Annotated in this window: 21 protein-coding genes; 5 read left to right on the plus strand and 16 right to left on the minus strand. The window is 55.0% G+C overall.

Annotation, left to right across the window (positions count from 1 at the left end; genetic code table 11):
• Positions 1–15: 15 nt before the first annotated feature.
• The 12 genes from CSQ92_RS27920 to pilL2 all read right to left on the minus strand — a co-directional run bounded on the left by CSQ92_RS27920 (position 16) and on the right by pilL2 (position 8,619).
• Positions 16–852 (minus strand): PFL_4703 family integrating conjugative element protein, encoded by an 837-nt coding sequence (locus CSQ92_RS27920; RefSeq protein ID WP_099396005.1) that lies wholly within the window; start codon positions 850–852, stop codon positions 16–18.
• Between the two features lie 2 nt (positions 853–854).
• Positions 855–1,304, minus strand: a complete 450-nt coding sequence (locus tag CSQ92_RS27925; protein ID WP_180277137.1) for a TIGR03750 family conjugal transfer protein — start codon at positions 1,302–1,304, stop codon at positions 855–857.
• 32 nt (positions 1,305–1,336) lie between these two features.
• The gene (locus tag CSQ92_RS27930; RefSeq protein ID WP_099396007.1) at positions 1,337–1,738 is read right to left on the minus strand and encodes a TIGR03745 family integrating conjugative element membrane protein; all 402 of its coding nucleotides are present in this window, start codon (positions 1,736–1,738) and stop codon (positions 1,337–1,339) included.
• Positions 1,739–1,898: 160 nt separating this feature from the next.
• Positions 1,899–2,129, minus strand: coding sequence for a hypothetical protein (locus CSQ92_RS27935; protein WP_143450456.1), 231 nt, complete (start codon positions 2,127–2,129; stop codon positions 1,899–1,901).
• Positions 2,130–2,153: 24 nt separating this feature from the next.
• Positions 2,154–2,480, minus strand: a complete 327-nt coding sequence (locus CSQ92_RS27940; RefSeq protein WP_099396009.1) for an integrative conjugative element protein, RAQPRD family — start codon at positions 2,478–2,480, stop codon at positions 2,154–2,156.
• A 12-nt stretch (positions 2,481–2,492) separates the two neighbouring features.
• The gene (locus tag CSQ92_RS27945) at positions 2,493–3,245 is read right to left on the minus strand and encodes a TIGR03747 family integrating conjugative element membrane protein (protein WP_099396010.1); all 753 of its coding nucleotides are present in this window, start codon (positions 3,243–3,245) and stop codon (positions 2,493–2,495) included.
• Positions 3,242–5,566, minus strand: coding sequence for a type IV conjugative transfer system coupling protein TraD (gene traD / locus CSQ92_RS27950; RefSeq protein ID WP_099396011.1), 2,325 nt, complete (start codon positions 5,564–5,566; stop codon positions 3,242–3,244). Before traD ends, CSQ92_RS27945 begins: the two co-directional genes overlap by 4 nt.
• Positions 5,563–6,174 carry a PFL_4695 family integrating conjugative element protein gene (locus CSQ92_RS27955; RefSeq protein WP_099396012.1) on the minus strand — a complete coding sequence of 204 codons (612 nt, stop codon included), beginning with the start codon at positions 6,172–6,174 and terminating at the stop codon, positions 5,563–5,565. The genes traD and CSQ92_RS27955 overlap by 4 nt, the downstream gene beginning before the upstream one ends.
• Entirely contained in the window at positions 6,110–6,685 is a 576-nt protein-coding gene (locus CSQ92_RS27960) for a transglycosylase SLT domain-containing protein (protein WP_099396013.1), read from the minus strand. The genes CSQ92_RS27955 and CSQ92_RS27960 overlap by 65 nt, the downstream gene beginning before the upstream one ends.
• Complete coding sequence (locus CSQ92_RS27965; protein WP_099396014.1) at positions 6,682–7,203, minus strand: hypothetical protein; 522 nt, start codon at positions 7,201–7,203, stop codon at positions 6,682–6,684. Before CSQ92_RS27965 ends, CSQ92_RS27960 begins: the two co-directional genes overlap by 4 nt.
• Before the next feature lie 17 nt (positions 7,204–7,220).
• The gene (locus tag CSQ92_RS28940; RefSeq protein WP_143450457.1) at positions 7,221–8,009 is read right to left on the minus strand and encodes a hypothetical protein; all 789 of its coding nucleotides are present in this window, start codon (positions 8,007–8,009) and stop codon (positions 7,221–7,223) included.
• Positions 8,010–8,043: 34 nt separating this feature from the next.
• Positions 8,044–8,619 carry a PFGI-1 class ICE element type IV pilus protein PilL2 gene (gene pilL2 / locus CSQ92_RS27970; protein ID WP_099396015.1) on the minus strand — a complete coding sequence of 192 codons (576 nt, stop codon included), beginning with the start codon at positions 8,617–8,619 and terminating at the stop codon, positions 8,044–8,046.
• A gap of 672 nt (positions 8,620–9,291) precedes the next feature.
• On the opposite strand from pilL2, the gene CSQ92_RS28945 reads away from it, so the two are divergent.
• From CSQ92_RS28945 to CSQ92_RS28950, 3 genes are all read left to right on the plus strand, one after another.
• The gene (locus CSQ92_RS28945; RefSeq protein WP_143450458.1) at positions 9,292–9,804 is read left to right on the plus strand and encodes a hypothetical protein; all 513 of its coding nucleotides are present in this window, start codon (positions 9,292–9,294) and stop codon (positions 9,802–9,804) included.
• Complete coding sequence (gene mobH, locus CSQ92_RS27975; protein ID WP_099396016.1) at positions 9,801–12,092, plus strand: MobH family relaxase; 2,292 nt, start codon at positions 9,801–9,803, stop codon at positions 12,090–12,092. Before CSQ92_RS28945 ends, mobH begins: the two co-directional genes overlap by 4 nt.
• Before the next feature lie 87 nt (positions 12,093–12,179).
• Complete coding sequence (locus tag CSQ92_RS28950; protein WP_143450459.1) at positions 12,180–12,386, plus strand: hypothetical protein; 207 nt, start codon at positions 12,180–12,182, stop codon at positions 12,384–12,386.
• A gap of 101 nt (positions 12,387–12,487) precedes the next feature.
• Here CSQ92_RS28950 and CSQ92_RS27980 read toward each other — a convergent pair whose 3' ends face one another.
• A complete protein-coding gene (locus tag CSQ92_RS27980) occupies positions 12,488–12,805 on the minus strand; it encodes a hypothetical protein (RefSeq protein WP_099396017.1) in 318 nt (105 codons plus the stop codon).
• Between the two features lie 258 nt (positions 12,806–13,063).
• Between CSQ92_RS27980 and CSQ92_RS27985 the strand changes: the two genes are divergently transcribed.
• Entirely contained in the window at positions 13,064–13,375 is a 312-nt protein-coding gene (locus CSQ92_RS27985) for an H-NS histone family protein (RefSeq protein ID WP_099396018.1), read from the plus strand.
• Positions 13,376–13,533: 158 nt separating this feature from the next.
• On the opposite strand, the gene CSQ92_RS27990 is transcribed toward CSQ92_RS27985, so the two are convergent.
• The 3 genes from CSQ92_RS27990 to CSQ92_RS28005 form a co-directional block, all read right to left on the minus strand.
• Entirely contained in the window at positions 13,534–13,953 is a 420-nt protein-coding gene (locus CSQ92_RS27990; RefSeq protein WP_099396019.1) for a hypothetical protein, read from the minus strand.
• A gap of 462 nt (positions 13,954–14,415) precedes the next feature.
• Positions 14,416–14,856, minus strand: coding sequence for an antirestriction protein (locus CSQ92_RS28000; RefSeq protein WP_180277138.1), 441 nt, complete (start codon positions 14,854–14,856; stop codon positions 14,416–14,418).
• Positions 14,857–15,077: 221 nt separating this feature from the next.
• Positions 15,078–15,854 carry a DUF5131 family protein gene (locus CSQ92_RS28005; protein ID WP_099396022.1) on the minus strand — a complete coding sequence of 259 codons (777 nt, stop codon included), beginning with the start codon at positions 15,852–15,854 and terminating at the stop codon, positions 15,078–15,080.
• On the opposite strand from CSQ92_RS28005, the gene CSQ92_RS29250 reads away from it, so the two are divergent.
• The coding region (locus tag CSQ92_RS29250; protein ID WP_218964100.1) for a hypothetical protein at positions 15,817–16,277 on the plus strand (461 nt) is incomplete at its 3' end. The two genes, CSQ92_RS28005 and CSQ92_RS29250, sit on opposite strands and share 38 nt — an antisense overlap.

Consider the following 16,277-nt stretch of genomic DNA (forward strand, 5'->3'; position numbering starts at 1 on the left):
CATTCTCTCTTTCAATTATCGGGGAGCGCGCGGCAACGTCGCCGGCGCCAAATCCTGAGGAGTCGGTGTGCGCTGCGGACCGGAAATGGCGGAGGGTGGCAAAGGCTGAATTGTCATCGTCCCTGGTGATTGCGGCACACCACCGTCAGCGAAGCTACGGTTCGCATACGCGTCGCTGTTCTGCACCACAGCACGATTACCCTTCATCGCCACAGCCACCGCATCTGGATCAAGCCGCTCCGGCTTTTTTTGCGCGGAATAGCAGTCGATCGCCAGCTGCCATGGATTGAGTTCGCGATCAATGTCATAGCGCACCACATGGAGCGGATAGCGCACAAAGGCGTCCTTTACAGGCACGCCGCGCGAGGATTCGATGATCTGAGTGTCAAGCAGTACGTTCCATGACCCGTCAGCATGAGCAAGAACCCGCCCATCCCGATAGCCCAGTCCGGGAATTTCCATGACGGAGCGCGTGCGCTGGTCAAGCTCCCCTTGACCCGCACGCGTTGTCATATCGTTGATCAGCTGTTGCTGGCACGCCGGCGTGAAAAACGCCTGCAGTTTGTAGATCTGGCTGCCATAATCCTGTTGCCCGTTCAAGCTCCAGCGATTGAGCTGCTGCCATATGTAAAAGGCGAACAGGTACACATTCGAGGGCGGTACTTCCTTCCGGCCCACTTTGATCTGTGCTCCCGTCGTCAGATCGGGCGGGATATGCACCGTGACATCCCGCTCGGCGCTGCGCCAGCCGAACAAAGCCATGGCCGCCACAGTAACGGACGCGGCAACCACCCCGAGCAGGCACTTGATGTACCAGTTAGCCTGCGCCAGGGCGTCCGTATAGCGTGCCATGGCTAGACTCCGACCCTTGTGACGGATTGAATAGAACGACTACCCTTCGCCGAACGCCGTGGAAAAGGCACCTCCCGTCCAATCTCCCAGAAGCCATCGTGGTCGATGAAGCGACTTTTTACTAGTCCATTCTTTGCGAGCCACCGTTTGAAGTGGTGTTGATAATAATAGTCGGGCTTGTTGCGCTTTACCTTTGCTATCCAGCCGGCCACTGTCCACACAGTGAGCATGGGCGCCAGCGATGCGACCAGCACCCCCAGCGCCCACATTTTCGTCGCCAGTGCGATAACCAGGCCAATCACCGCATAAATCGGCATCACGATAAAAATGGCCATTTGTGCCTCGGAGGACGTAAATCCGCGCAAGATGGCAGGCTCCCGATTTGCTCTATCGGTTAGTGGTGCGTGGACACGGGTCGTGTCCATTTGTGCGCTGTCAGAAATATCGTCCATGATAAAGCCCAGGGTCGCGTCGATTAACGAAGTCAGAGAATGCCGTTGGCAGTCGTCAGCAGGTAAATCACCAAGACCAACATCACGGCACCGATTAGGAAGTACCATTTCAGTTCGCCCAACTCGACCTTGCCTCTTCGCCACTCGTTAAATTTTGCGATGCCTCCCCCGCCGACTTCGATAAACGCCCAGGTACCCACCAACAGCACGAGGACGGCAACACCTGACTTCCAGTATTGACGCAGCAGCAGCGTGTAGTCCCCGGCATTGGCACCGCCTGTGGGCGGTACGGCCGCAGGCAGATCTGCCATTGCCGGCGCTGCCACAAACGCCGCAGCAAGTAACAACAACATTGCGGCGATGCCGCGGCGATTCACGCTGGTAACCGGACGAACATCGGTTAATACCGCCCTCATTTTTTTCACGTACGACATATAACCCCCCTAATAAGAGCCAAAAAAGCGCCAGGCGTCGCACCGTCTTTTGCTTCTGGCCTAGTGACATCAAAGAATTCGCGGTCGTTAAAAACATCGGCGCCACCGCGTTTAGCACCAATCGGATGCTCGTGACTGGATTCCAATTGGCCCAGCACGTTCACTTCAAAAGATAGATAAACAGCATCAAAATTATTACGATCCGCATAACCAGCCAGCTATTGCGGACAAACAACTTGGGGTGATGCATTACTTCGATGAGCAGCATGCGGACGGCGTTCGCCCCCCAGACAACGAGAATAGATACAAATGCGAGGCTAATGACCAAGGCCACGCCTGACGCAGTGCCGCCTGATGCGGCGTCGAAAGCGATACGCATAGAACCGGTCATGGTGGAGGCCTCTTAATCCGCTTCCTAGTTTCTGTAATCGCCCGCTAGCGGTTGCACACGTTGCGGCTGGCGTGGCCGTTGTAAGTGGTCTTCCACACCTGCACGAATCAGCCGCAAATCACGCGCGAGCAAGTCATACCGAAAGCGCGCCCCGCCACTGGTCTCCGCTCCTTTAGCGGCATCGCTGATCATTCTTTGCAGCTGAATCAACTCATAGCTGATCCTCGCCAGATTCTCCCGCTCAGCATCTTCGTCGGCATGCGAGACAGGGGCGGCGGTCATTGCAATCGATATGACCAGCAACGCGACTGATCTGAATCTCTTTATCTGTAGCACGGACGGAATTTTCATCACGCCTCCCCCTCACAAGTATTTTTTGAAAGTGCTGACATACATGGACAGCGAAGCTGCTACCAGCACCGTAAAGACCAGCACCATGTACGCCGGGTTGAATCCGCCGAAAGGCCACGCCAGGTAGAACCCGAAGCCACCCGATATTGACCACGCCGTCGCTTTTTTTGCTCGGTGGTAGACAAAACTCGATTCGCGTCCGCCGCCCCATCGGCGCAGATCGCGGCGCACCAGACCATCGACAATCCCCAGCAAACAGGCAAGCAGGAACGAAGGTAGCGCGAACACGACAACGAACAATCGCATCGCTGTGTCCATGGCGATGTACATCGCCACCATGAAGACCTTGGCAAGCTCCCGTTTAAGCAACGCTAGGGTCTTGCCAAGACTATCGGCTGAGCTAGGAATCGGCTTCAAGCTGGCTTCGTAGTATTTCAGGACGCCCATCGCGATGAATGGGCGCGACACAGCCTGAATGACTTTATGTTCGAACGCCAAGGTATCTTGGATCAATACCGAATGTGGATATTCGGCGATGAAACGAAGATTTTCCTCGACAAGCCCGCGGGCATGATCGATCCCCTTGTCAGCCCACATCCACGAGGTCTGCATGCCGCCATAGGCAATCATGACACCTATCCCCCAAGCAAAAATCGTCGCCAGTGCTCCGCCAAAAACGATCTCGATGGCGAGGCCTATTGGTCCTCTGCTAACCGGTCCGACCGGACCGGCAGTGGTCCTGGCGCTCGCTGAGTGAGCTGTCATGTCTGATCTCCATCACCATCATCCGGCGCTTCCCCATACGCACTCGTGCCAGCGGTTCCGGCGGTGCCGACATTGCGCAGCGAAGCCAGCACAGGCATATCTGCTTCAAGTGCAGAGTTCTCCGGGCCTAGCGTCATTTGGGTATCTAACTCAGTCGGTACAAAAATAGGTGTTGCAATCGGAAGCGTGACTTCCGCGTCGGCAAACCAATCATTTTCCTTCCACCATTGCTCTGACGTGCGATAGCGGCTCCGCATATCTTCACAAACGGCTTTCAGCGAGGCAGGGATATGCATGTCGTCGGCCGGATCGGCCAACGGGATTCGCAGCTTGTAGAGGCGGTTGCCCTCAAGAAGCGCAAACGCCTGCCCGGTGGGTAACTGCATGATGTCGGCGGCATCGATCAGTGGTACCTCTTTTGTCGCCACGCGGTCCTGGTTGTTGGAGATGAAGTCGATGCCGTCACCCTCAGCTGCCTTGTCGGTAACACCCGATACCAGCGTGAGGGTCGCGACTTCCACCTTCGGTACCTGGTCAGCGATGAATTTTGCGCTGTCAAGGTCTTTGGTGCGCAAGGTGATAACGTGGTTGAAGTTCCCCAGCAACTGCTTAGCCTTCGCAGAGTCTTTTAACTTCGCTTGTAAATCCGATACGGTCTGAGTGTAGGCGGTCACGCGCATGCCGGAACCGCCCATTCGATTCACCATGGGGATGAACTCATCTCCAAGTATTGCTTCGACCTCATCGAAGTGGCCGCATATTTGCGGAAGCAGTATCTTGCCGTCGGCTCTGTCCGGATCGATCCCATGCTTATAGATTTTTCCCCCAATTGACACGAGATCGGCGAGCATCGAATTGCCAACGGCGCCCGCGATGACAGGATCGGATAGTGCGTCGAGTCCAGCGTAGACAATACCTCCCTGGCGGATCACCTGCATCCAGTCAAAGATCGGTCGAGGATCCTCCATGTTGAAATAATCTGGGCTGATCAACTTGCCGATCGCACCGGTCGTAAGTTTTTCCAGGAATGGACCTAACGAGGCAATGATCTTTTCGAAGAACGATTTTTCGTAGCTGACCGCAGTCGACAGCCCATCGAGAATTGGATCCTCGATTTGCTGTTGGAATCTTCTAGCTACAATAATCGTTGCCGCCAGGATAGGCTGGCGATCCTGGAGCGAGCGAGGTACAGGAATTTTCCTTTTCGCGATTTCGGTTGCGCAGTTATCAACATTTTTTTCCCAGCCTTGGATCCGGCCGTCTTTTTCCGCGCGATCTAGCGACAGTTTGGCGTATGCGATGAAAAGAGGTTCTATGTCCGTAATGTTGCGCAGTATGCCGTTGTAGGTGGGAACTTGGCCAAGCGCAACTTGCGCTTGCGCTACCAAATTGGTGAACCGCCAGGAGAATTCCTTGAACGCGGCCGAATTCCCGCTGGACGGCAACCCGTTCGTCGTTCGGGTGGCGATTTCGGTGATCCTGGCGAAGTTGCCAATTCCATTGTAGCGTGCCGAAAAGTCCGGATAACCGAGATGGAATAGGTACAAGTGATCAAGCCGCCGGGCCCTGGATGCTTCGGCGTAAACCCGCATCATCAGCTCGGCGTCACCCTTGGGATCGATAATAATGACCACATAGCGGTCGTGGATGTCCTGAGTGGCTAACAATTCGAGCAGCCGTGTCTTCCCGACCCTCGTCGTTCCTTTGACCAGGACGTGGCCCGTTCGCGCTCCTTGCCGCAACAGCACCGGTTTCTCATTTGGTTCCACGCCATGTAACACGCGTGAGCCGCCGAGATCGATCAGCGGCCGCACTGGATTCCACGGCACGTCGCTCTTCGTGAGCGCTGCAACCTTCTGAAACATAGATGGCGAATTACGGCTGCCGCTGGCCGAGAACACCCAGCGCTCGTATCGTCGCACGGCTTGATCAAGCAGCACACGTTTGCGCGACGGATTGACGAATCGATCAGCTTCCGGACGATTCGCGTCGAGTTTGCGCTGGGTGTGCTTCTGGGTCCACAGAAAGCCTTCGCCGAGGTACAGCATGTCTTTGCTGCGCGCAATGCGATGCAACTTCGTGTAGGTGATCTTGTAGTGTTTCAGACCATATTGGTACTTGGCGATACTTCGGGCCTGTTGGAACCTGACTGCAGCGAAGCAAAGCGCTATGGTGCCGGTTGCATAACCCAGCCGCGGCGGAAGCATCAACGCCCAGGGCGCGCATAATGCCAGGGCGCCACACGCTGCTGCCACGGCTGCGCTTTGGTACTCGACCTTGGGACGGAGCAATGGCTCCAACACGTACGATGGGTTGGTCATCGTTCACTCCCAACGTACTGGCCTGCTGGAACCTGACCATGCAAGTTCTGCAGCACGTCTCCGTGCTCGAGGAGCAGCAACGGGAAGCGGTGAATGCCATTGGCTTGCAATAAACGAATCAGGTGCGGCGCGGGATGCGGCACCATCGGCAGCGAACTGGTGCGACGCATAGCTTTAAACGCTGAAACAGCGTCAACGGAGACGACAATGCCTGCAGCGCCAAGGCGCAACAGCACAGCATGGTTTTCCCGGAGCCATTGTGTCGAGAGCGGATCGCTCCCTACGACAAAGATGGGCCGCGTGAGCCATTCGGGCATGCCGACGACGTGTTTAATGTCTTCAATCCTGCCAGGGGACATTCCATCGGCACGAACTGGAAAAGAGACGAGGGGTGTCTCAGTGTCGCTATCTGAGCTGTCCAGCACGTGCACCAGGTACTGAACGGAGCTTACTGTGCGCCCCGTATCGGCCAGTACCTGTGGACCTGCAATCGCGGTTCCAAGGCAGTTAGAGGATGCGGCGAGGACTATTCCGCAAAAAATCCTAACCATGATAGCCCCCCGCAATAGACGGGATGCGAGCAAGATGCCGGAATACTGAATCGGCATAAGGATATCCAATGACTGGATCGGCGTTATGGTAATTGGCGACAGCACGAAACCAGCTTCCGGATTTCTTGAAATGAGATTGCAGCAACTCCGCGGCGACTTCCATATTGAAATATGGGTTCAGTGCACGGGCCGGACTGTGCAGCTTCGAACGATGATAGAACCAGCATATTTGAAACAGGCCAATATCGACTAGCAAGACCCCCATCCGCAAACAGTCGACCAGAACAACGAAAGCGGCGCGGTAGGTGTCGAACCGCTTCGGCGCGCCTTGAATGTTGAGGGTCCACGGGTAGGGCAAGGCAATATTTCCGAAGCGCATTTTTGACTCCTGCAGCGCAACGGCATACAGCACTTTCGCAGGGACACGCTTGATCCTGGCCACATGCAGATATCCAGGCGGTATCGGAGCAGGGCCGAGAGATTTTCCTTTGGCGATTGCGTCGGTGGCAAACACGTTGCCCAAGACTGGGGCGAACCCCAACGCCAGGAAGTTACGTCGGGTAGTCACGGCCTTCCCCCACCTGTACGTCGGGTTGGTCGTGTGCCTTGACGCGGTAGATTAGCGGCATCAGTTGTACCGCTGGACATGTCGCCGGGTTGAAAACCTGAGAAGTCAATAACCTTCTCATTTGGATACAAGCGTTGAATCGCGATTTGGTAAGCGGCCGTCCAGGCCAGCACCCGCTCGGTATCCTCATGCATTGCTTTCGCAAACATTTCCGCATACTTTCGCCTTTCGCCTTCGTTGCGAGCGTGAATCCCCAACGCTTCGACCGGTGAAAGATTCGACACGGAGAAACTTGCACGCGGGCCTTTCAACAGCAATTTGGCGCGTTCGAGCTCATCAGCAGTGAGACCCCACACTTGTCGTGCGATCTGGTCCGAAGCCTGTATTGCAATTGCCTGTGCTTCCATTTGGGACACCGCTGTCGGCTGTTGCGAGCGGGCGGCGATGGTCGTGTTCAACGATGTTTGGGCGCTCACATTTGCGGCCACCAACAGGAACAAGAGAATAGTGGTTTTCATAGGCGTCTCGGTGGAGATTATTCTTCTCTGCTCAACACAACATCGCCACGGTCCGTCGCCAAGATCGCGCGTTGGCTGTCTACATCGGCTCGCTTGACAGTTACCCGTCCTTGCTTTTCCCCTTCATTCAAAAATGTCACCTCCGCACCGTCACCACGTTTTCGGCCCACCACCACGGAAGGTTTCCCCCCCCACAGATCAATGGACAACAATTGGGCCGAATCAGGATCCGCGCGTGAAGGTGCCGGCACGGTACGCGTTGGCGCAACAGCCGAGATTGCTTTGGCCGGCCGCTTCGGCACGCTGCTCAGTTTTGCCATTTGCTCCTTCAGCTCGACGACGCTTTGCTCGAGGTTGACGAGCGTATCTGCATTGCGTTGCAAGGCTTCCAGAATTTCCTTGGAGCGCTCATGCTCCACCGGATCAGTCTGTTGGTATCGCGCACCTTCACTTTCCGCACCTGATGGCGGCGCAATGGCATCTAAAGAGGCAGAATTTTTTGCGGCTGGCGCGGTCGGTATCACGTTAGTTGCAGTTGCGGTTGTAGCTGTTTGTGCACGATCAGTCGCAGCCTTGCTGGGTACCGGCACCACTTGAGAACTGGCGACCGGATCGGGAAGTCTTGCAGGCGCTTGAGGTGCGGCTCCGTTCATCGCTAGTTTCACTGCCACTAAACCACAGCAGGCCGTGGCGGCCCACAACAGCGGTTTTTTCCACCGCACTTTGGCAGGAGCTGCTGGAGCGGTGGAACTGCCCGCAGGAGCCGCTGGTCCCGCAGTATTGGCTGTAGTATTTGGCTGGGTCATGGCCTATCCTTTTCCATCACTAGCTATATGCGGACTAGTCGCCCGTTTCATCGGACGCGATTGAAGCATCCGGCTTGCTACGCTGCGCGATGGTTCCTGGTGCTGTGGCAGTAGCATCGCTTGGCACCGCTGGACGAAAAGAAATTCGTCTGCTGGCGTGATCCATGCTTAACTTAAATGCGGGGCCAATCAGGATTGTCAGCATTGTGTCCACGTGGTAAGGCCCCAGCGTTCGTTGTGAGTCCGGGAGCCGCTTGGCAAGCAGTGCCACAACCTGTGGATCCAGCTGGCTTTCATCGACTAAGTCATATCCGGTACGGATGAGGAGATAGCGAATCGCCTCGCCGACAGTTTTGGTGTTCATCCTGGGAAAATTTACTTGAGCGACGATGCGCATGGGGTCAATGTCGGCGGCACTTGGCTGCAGCGATATCGCCGTATATCGATTGATCAACGTCTCGCCGTCACTGGATTGCCTGGCCATTCTGCCTTGCAGCGAGTTTTCAGCATCAGCGGCGGCGGACCGCATTGGCGTATCGGCCAGCGCGTTTCCTGTCACAAGTAACAAGGCGATAAGGACGGAATTGAAAACGCCCGGCCGCTGATGCATGTACGCCTCCTGAATTTAACTGCCTTGTGCTCACGCGCATCAAACATGGGACGCTGCCTATGCTCCAATCGCCGAGTCCTACAGAGTTTCCCGTTGTCGACCGGGTATCTGATCGTCGCAGCATAGGAAATATCGCCAACAACGTCGCCGACAAATCGGTCTCACGTTGTGCCGTTAAATAGTTGGCACGGTAGGCAGAATGTGATAGCCGCGCGGCTGATAGAGCCGGGGAATGCCGGGTTTGCACCTACACACGAGGCAAGACCGACTAACTTGGACTGCCATGGCGCCACGGGATGCCATACCTCTATTTATTAGTTGTCAAGGTGGTGCTATGCTTTAATGGCAAGGCCGGGAACGGCGCCAAATGGCACATCGCACGGATTACGGGCAAGGGCTTGACTGGTTAAGGGCCTGATCTAAAAGGGTGCCGCACGCTGCTATAACCCCGCAGCGTGCGGCAAAGGGATTTACCGGTACCCGACCTACGGGTAAGCTTTGCTCCCGTGGGCGGGAGCAAAGCAAGGCACAGAAGGAAAAATCGAAGGCGCTCCCCGGCCATGCACGCGTTACCATGCTTTGGTTTGCGTCACAAGTAAAAAGGGAACCTTTCGAGGTCTCCTTTCACGATGAAGTCAACGCTATCCCCCTATATCGTCATACTGGTGAAACATGCAATTCGAGCCTCCCACTTCTCGATTACTCGTCGCACAAGGATCGCGCAATGCACCACCGATTGTTTCAGATGCTCGATCAATCCAAATTTTTGAGATTGCCGAATTGTTGGGGACGATTGGCCTGGCCACGTGGATGCATCCGCTACTAATCTTGCTTGATACATACGCAGAAATCGAAGTGTTCGCTCCGCATGATGATCCACTACCAGCGGTCCGGTCTTTGTTGCAAAGATACAGTCTGAACGGCAGTCCACCTCTAGGAGGGAAGTTCGCTGATGATTTGTGCAGCCTTCAAATATTGCTGTATGGAGCAGCCTGGTTCACGACTGGCGCAGCATTTCCCATATTAAGCTGGAACCCGCTTGAGATGACATTCAGGCAATTCAAGTCGCTACAAGGGCCTCCTGGTGATTGGAAAGCCTGGAAAGCCTCGGTGGTTAATCCGCGTCTGGACGAGGTGAGAAGGCATCTTCTGGCAAATTATGTCAAGGTAAATGGCTTCGTGTGACGGTGTCCCAACTCGGGGGTGTTGTGTCAGGATGGATAATTTCCTTCGCGATCGCCACGGTGATCTGTGCTGCCGCAGCGCTCGGCGTCGTCGAGATTCGCTGGGCTAGCAAACAGACTTTACTGCAAAGAATAGCGCAGATGCTCAGGGATATTTCCCAATATCTGGACGGCGGAGCAACAGCCCAAGGCAGCGATCATGGCAATGAAAAGCAGGACATCGCAATTCCCGGTACCGGTCCTCAGAGCGCCCTCCCTGAAAACCACGTGCGCATCGCGTTTCGAGGATCCGAAACTGGATGGTACAACGTGCTTCCCGCCAGCGCTCTCATCTGCTGCATCGAAGGGGATGAGGTCATAAAGAAAATCATCCGCGCCACCCGCATAGCGCCAGATATCTTTGAGCACGACCTTCATCCGGCTCTATTGCACTTCGCGGAATTCGTCCAATTGCTGCCGGCATCCGAAGCTCACCATCACGCCAATCCAGGCGGTCTACTGGCCCATACGCTTGAAACTGTGTTGCACGCGCTAACTATACGCACAGGCTACTTGCTTCCTCTTGGCGCAAGTGCCGAAGTCATCGCCGCTCAGAGAGATTTTTGGACTTATGCAGTGTTTCTAGCGGCCCTGTTGCACGACGTCGGTAAACCAATGACGGATCTCAAAATTCAATGGAAGCGGGGAAGAACCAGCGAACCTGTTCTCTGGTCAGCAGCAGCCGGCTCGTTAAACGATTGTGAGGCCACCGAATACTTCGTCGGTTTCAAGAAGAAGAGCGAGCGCAACTACGAATCCCACGCCAAACTCGGCGCCCTGCTGCTTCAACGGCTAGTGCCTGGCGCCACGCTTGCATCGATGGCACACGTTCCTGCAGGGCTTCAAGAGTTGAACCAATACTTGAGCGGCGAACGCAGTGGTGCCCTGCACGAGATTGTCCGAAAAGCCGATCAGGAATCAACACGCCGTAACCTGGCCACCGGCTCGCGCGCGAGGTTCAATTCTGCCAGGGCCGTGCCCCTGATCGAACGACTGATGGGGGCCATGACCTTAATGTTCAAGGAGGGCAGCCATCTACCGCTCAATCGAGACGGGGCCGCAGGCTGGGTGTACGACGATTGCGTATGGTTGGTTGCAAAGCGGCTGGCCGACAGCGTGCGTGAGTTTGTCCTGCGCCAAGAAGAGAATGATGACGCCGGCTTTCCCGGCGATGCCAAGAATGATCGCCTTTTCGACGCTTGGCAAGAATATGGCTACGTCCGTATCAATCCGGCAACTGGGCAGGCGATATGGCGTGTGATCGTGACTGGCACAGACCAGGCCGGCGACATCGCCTATAGTCATGAACTCAGTGTTCTGTGCTTTCCCGTCGCTAAAGTTTGGAGCGATCGATCCCAAATCCCAGAACCGATGTCGGGCACAATTGAAGCCTTACCAGCGGCATCGCAAGGAAAATCTAATCGTGATCCACAATCCCAGCGCGCGTTGGAGGATTGTGTAGCGGTGGCCGTGCCCGCTGATTCCCCGGCCAAGCCGGTTGACTCGAAGAAGGTGCCAGCGCCAAAGTTTGTCGCGAGGGATAGCAGGGCCAGCAAAAAAACGGCGACAGCAGACACCGACGATCTTTTGGACGAACGTGATACGGCCGAAGCCGAAGCCCGTAACGCACGCCGCGACAAGGACCGACGACAGCAGGAAGCATGGAGTAAGTCTGAAACAGGCTCTGCCAATCAAAACGGTGCTGAAGATGACAAGCCGCAGCATGCCAGGAGACAAGAGGACATGCCTCTAGCGACGTCCGCTCGTCCTTTTCCGGTTCCGCTGCCTCTTGAAAAGCTCCCTGTATTGCAGCAAAAAGGAGCCAGGGAACCATCGGAGCTGGCCATCGACTTTATGAAGTGGGTGCAGCAAAACCTGGCGGACGGTTCGATGAAGCACAACGAAGCTGGCGCACCAGTTCATTTCATCGAATACGGAATGGCACTGGTATCACCGCTAATTTTCCGACTATATGCAACAGCAACCGGAGGCCAAAGCGCAAGTGCGCCATCGGAAGACGAGGGCGATTTCGCAATGCGGGTTCAGCGTGAGCTCCTGCGGGCGCAGTGGCATTCCACTGCGCCTGGAGGGAAAAATGTCTGGACTCTCTACGTTTCGAAAAAAGGGGGACAGACGGCAAACAAGTTGGCGGCAGTCGTGCTGAAGGATCCAAAGCTTTGGGTAATGCCAGTGCCCCCTCCGAACCCCTTTATCAGCGCAAAAAGCGATTCTTCGGAACGGCAGCCATGATCGTAAGTTCTAGCTCCATTCTCACACGTTTTATTGGCACCGATTCTGACGTCATGTACAGACGAACAGTGTGCCTGGGAGACTATCATGGTAACAACTGTATTCGGCAAAGGCATTGAACCTGGTGGCATGGAGCTGGAGGATTCGCATTTCGAGGAAATCTGTCCAGCTTGTGCCCACGAGCGCGCACTTTACCGCATATGGGAAAGTGCAGAGTCCGGCGCCATCGATCTGCATAGCAGTATCTCGTGCCCGGCATGTGGCTACAAATTGGTTGACGACGAAGAGCAGTAAACCGTTTCCGCACCGGCGAATTGCTTGGCGTCGGCAAAACGGTGTTGGCCAATGCCGGATTCAGAATGTACTTCAACGCAGCACTAGTCCAGTAGAGACGGCTAGCTGCTGTTTTGCAGTTCTTTGATCTCAGCGCGCAGCTTGTTGATCAGCTGACTTGGCGCGATAAGCGTGGCAAGTTCCCAGCCTGGAGGCACCAGCTCACCAGCATTCATCACCCGCTGAGCTTCATGAAAGCGCGCCAAGCCGTCGCAAAAAATATTGACCAACGTGTTAACCGCTTGGCGTGAGCAGTTAAATCTGTTACCAACGACGGCCAGTGTCTCGCCATCGACCAATGCTGCCCTGGCGACAGCACAGCGCTTTTTGCTGATACCAGGCAATAATACCTGGATCGCGTCAAACTCGATCGCACTCATTCTCCGTTTTGGTCGTGGCATTGATTACCTCTAGAGTATAAGCCTGGCACAGCTGTAAACTGGCAGCTTTGCGGACTTTGGTAATTATGCCTTGTTCAGCCCCCTATCACTCATCCATGCTCGCGAGTTAGCATGCCTGCCCGCGCTTGGGTCGGTGCCACCCGTATTCGTGGATGCAAAAATGAAGTATGGCCGATTGGGACATGTGGTAACTTACGGATTAAATTAACAATTGTATTAACACTAGGAACATGACACATGAATCTTGAAAATTTCTCTATTTCCGAACTTCGCGAACTGCAAGATCAGGTCAAGAAACAATTGAAGATAAGGGAACAGAAAGACATCAACGACGCGCGCGCGCAAATTCTGGAAATTGCGCAGCGAGTAGGCGTATCGCTCAAAGACCTTATCGGAAATGGTGCTCCCGCGAAGGTGAAGCAAACAGTTGCGGTCAAATACCGCCACCCGACCGATCCGACGCTGCAGTGGAGCGGCCGCGGCCGCCAGCCGAAATGGGTAAAAGAATGGGTCGAGTCCGGAAAAAAAATCGAAGAAACTGGCGTGTGAATCGATGATTAGCGTGAGTTGGATCAGGCAAGGCTTTAGACTAAGCTGACCTCGATTCCCCATGAATCGAAGCCAGCTTTTTCGCCTCCATATTAGAAACCTCTCCAGGTAAAGGATTGGATTAATTATCCAGCTTTTGCCTGCATGCATTGCACCCGCTAACGATGAACTCTCACCTGTAGCGCACCGTGGCCAACGGTTCTTTTACCTTGCAAAGCACCACGACTCAATGTCTCCTGCGCAGCGTCCAAATCAATCCGCGGTTGTTTGCTACTCAAATACTGGGGCGCGTTGTGTTCCTTGGCATACTTATCCATCGCAGCCATTTCACGCATAACGTCGGCGTAGGCTGGATCAACTTTTCCAAACGAAATCCGAATGATCTGCCCCGGTTTGATTCCGCACAACGCCTCGGTGCCACCTTCCGATACTTCCAAGCCAGTATGTTTCAAAAAACTATAAACGGTATCGGAGATGGCCTTTTGTTCTACAATTTGATGAAGGCGTCTGTAAGCATTGCTGATGGTCGCGATGACAGGGTTGGTGTCAGTAACTGCAGGCACACTTCCTTGTGACATGATGATTCCTCCAAAGTTTAGTAAATTCAAGCAGTACAGGACTATTGCCAAACACACAGCATTAACCATCCCTGTGAGGGTTGCGCGTCGCCCACAACAGCAGCGACACTCCCTGCACAAGCAGCGATACTCCCGGCACGTCCCGGGCGGGCGACGCACTGGGTCAGCAGTTTTGGACGGACTGGTACGGCTTGGAACGGGTCTTGGCGTTTTCGAAGAATTGTTGCGGCTGTTATTGGTCATCATGATGATCTCCATTAAAAAAAGCGAAAGGAAGACCATCCGAGCCCCAGGGGATCGAGAAGAGGTCTTCCCGATCGGGGTGGCAGAAGCGCTACAGAGACTCTGATCCCGGCCATGCTGGCCAGGACGTGTGGGTTGCAAGAGTTTGACCCACCGCAGTTGCATGTTCACAGCCGTGCCAGGCTACGGCAGGGAAACCATCCGCCGACCTGGTACCGGTTAGTCCAAAGCCGCGAAAATTATTGCGGCGTTCGATTGCTGGGCGAGGTATTGCCACAGCAACATATAAGCCTCCCCGAAGCAATCAGCGTCCTCGGCAAAAGATAGATGGCTATACGCCATAGCGCACGCGATGAGACCCGCCGTCTGGGCGTTCACTTCCCCTTCGAACATATTTTCGCAACGCATCCGGAAAGTATTATCGGTTTGCGGTGACATGTAGAAACCGCCATTCGACAACTTATAGAAATCCCAGTAGCCGCCCTCATAGTCTTGGCTCATGCGGCCGAGCATACTGTAAATGGTGAACTCCAACAGCAGGCAGCGCATGCCCGCTACATTAGGCAGACATTCCATCCTTTCGTCGACATCGGTCACCAGCACCGCAGTAATCGGGCTATTTTTGGTGCCATACAGCTGGGTGTTTGCATTCGTTTCCATGATGATCTCCATTAATAAATGCGAAAGGAAGACCATCCGAGCCCCAGGGGATCGAGAAGAGGTCTTCCCGATCGGGGTGGCAGAAGCGCTACAGAGACTCTGATCCTGGTGATGCTGGCCAGGACGTGTGGGTTGCAAGAGTTTGACCCACCGCGGTTGCTCAGGTACGAGCAAATTCAATATCAACAATAGGACGAGAGGACGTCGCTGTCAATCGGATCTCACGCCACCTTTAACCAAGCCTCATTCTGAGCAAATCTTCCCTTATCCTCAGCTGTACCTCCCCATTGTCTCAAGAAGACGGGGATGCCAGCTGCCACACATTCTGCGCGCAGGCTGTAAACTGCACTAGCTGACATTGGCCAGCCGCCGGCGCCAGGCGCATGGCCGCTTACGACCCAATCAATAGAAGTACGACGACCATCTAACGCCAGCATGCTGTGTGACAAAGCCAGCATATTGGCCAGACTGACGTTTTCCAACAAGGGTTCAATGCTGAGCCAGCGCAATTGCGCAGGGGCTGCCAACAGCTTGGGCACGTCACGATTGATCTCTTCTTGGTTAGCTACACTGATGCCAAGTCCCACGTTGAGATTTCCCTCGCCTCGATGAAAAGGGAGCAGATCAACCGCATTGCCAATGCGCTTGGTCAGGATCAGCCAGTTCAATTGCGGCGTATGTTGCATCAGCGCCCATAACTCCGTGCGCCTGTACGGGTCGGCACGATAATCAAATACATCATCGAGCGAGAGGTAGAACAGTCGGCGCCGGCGACCATGCTGCGCGAAAAATTCGGCGTGGGCGCTGTTCCAGTACAGCGGGAGCTGCCAGTCGGCTACAAGGCCGCACATGCACATTTTGTGCGGCCGTAAAAGAGTATGGTGCATATGCGATCTCGTATCGACCTCAATACGGCAATGTTCGCATGCCGGTTCCCTGCTGCAGTCCCAGGGATTGCATATGACATCGCACCATGCACTGTTGGTTGTTTCAGCCATGATTTACTCCATTACTTACCTTGGCGTACCCAGCGACGAACATGCAACGCGCAGCCTATCGCCAGGCACACCCCGTTTACCACCCCAGCATGAGTTGCTCGCGGCCCGCACCCGCAGTGACATCTCCTGCGCGAGTGAAGCGACCGGCGTACCGAATATCGGATATGTTGATCTGCCGACCCATGCACTCCCCAAATCACCTGAGAAAGATGTCGGAGAAGTCAATATAGTCCATGAAAAGCCATTGACAACCTTTTTTAGTTGTCAAACTCGATGGATAGGTTTTTCCTGCCCGTCGGCCGCAGCGCGGCACGGTGCCACCGGCACGGTGTCGCGCCCTACCGTCAACGCTGCAGCTGCTGCCGGCGCCGCCGGCGCCTTCGTCCGGGTACTGCTGCTACCCGGCGTGGCCACCCACGCCGC

It is taken from the genome of Janthinobacterium sp. BJB446 (genome assembly GCF_002735655.1).
GTDB classification, from domain to species: domain Bacteria; phylum Pseudomonadota; class Gammaproteobacteria; order Burkholderiales; family Burkholderiaceae_D; genus Janthinobacterium; species Janthinobacterium lividum.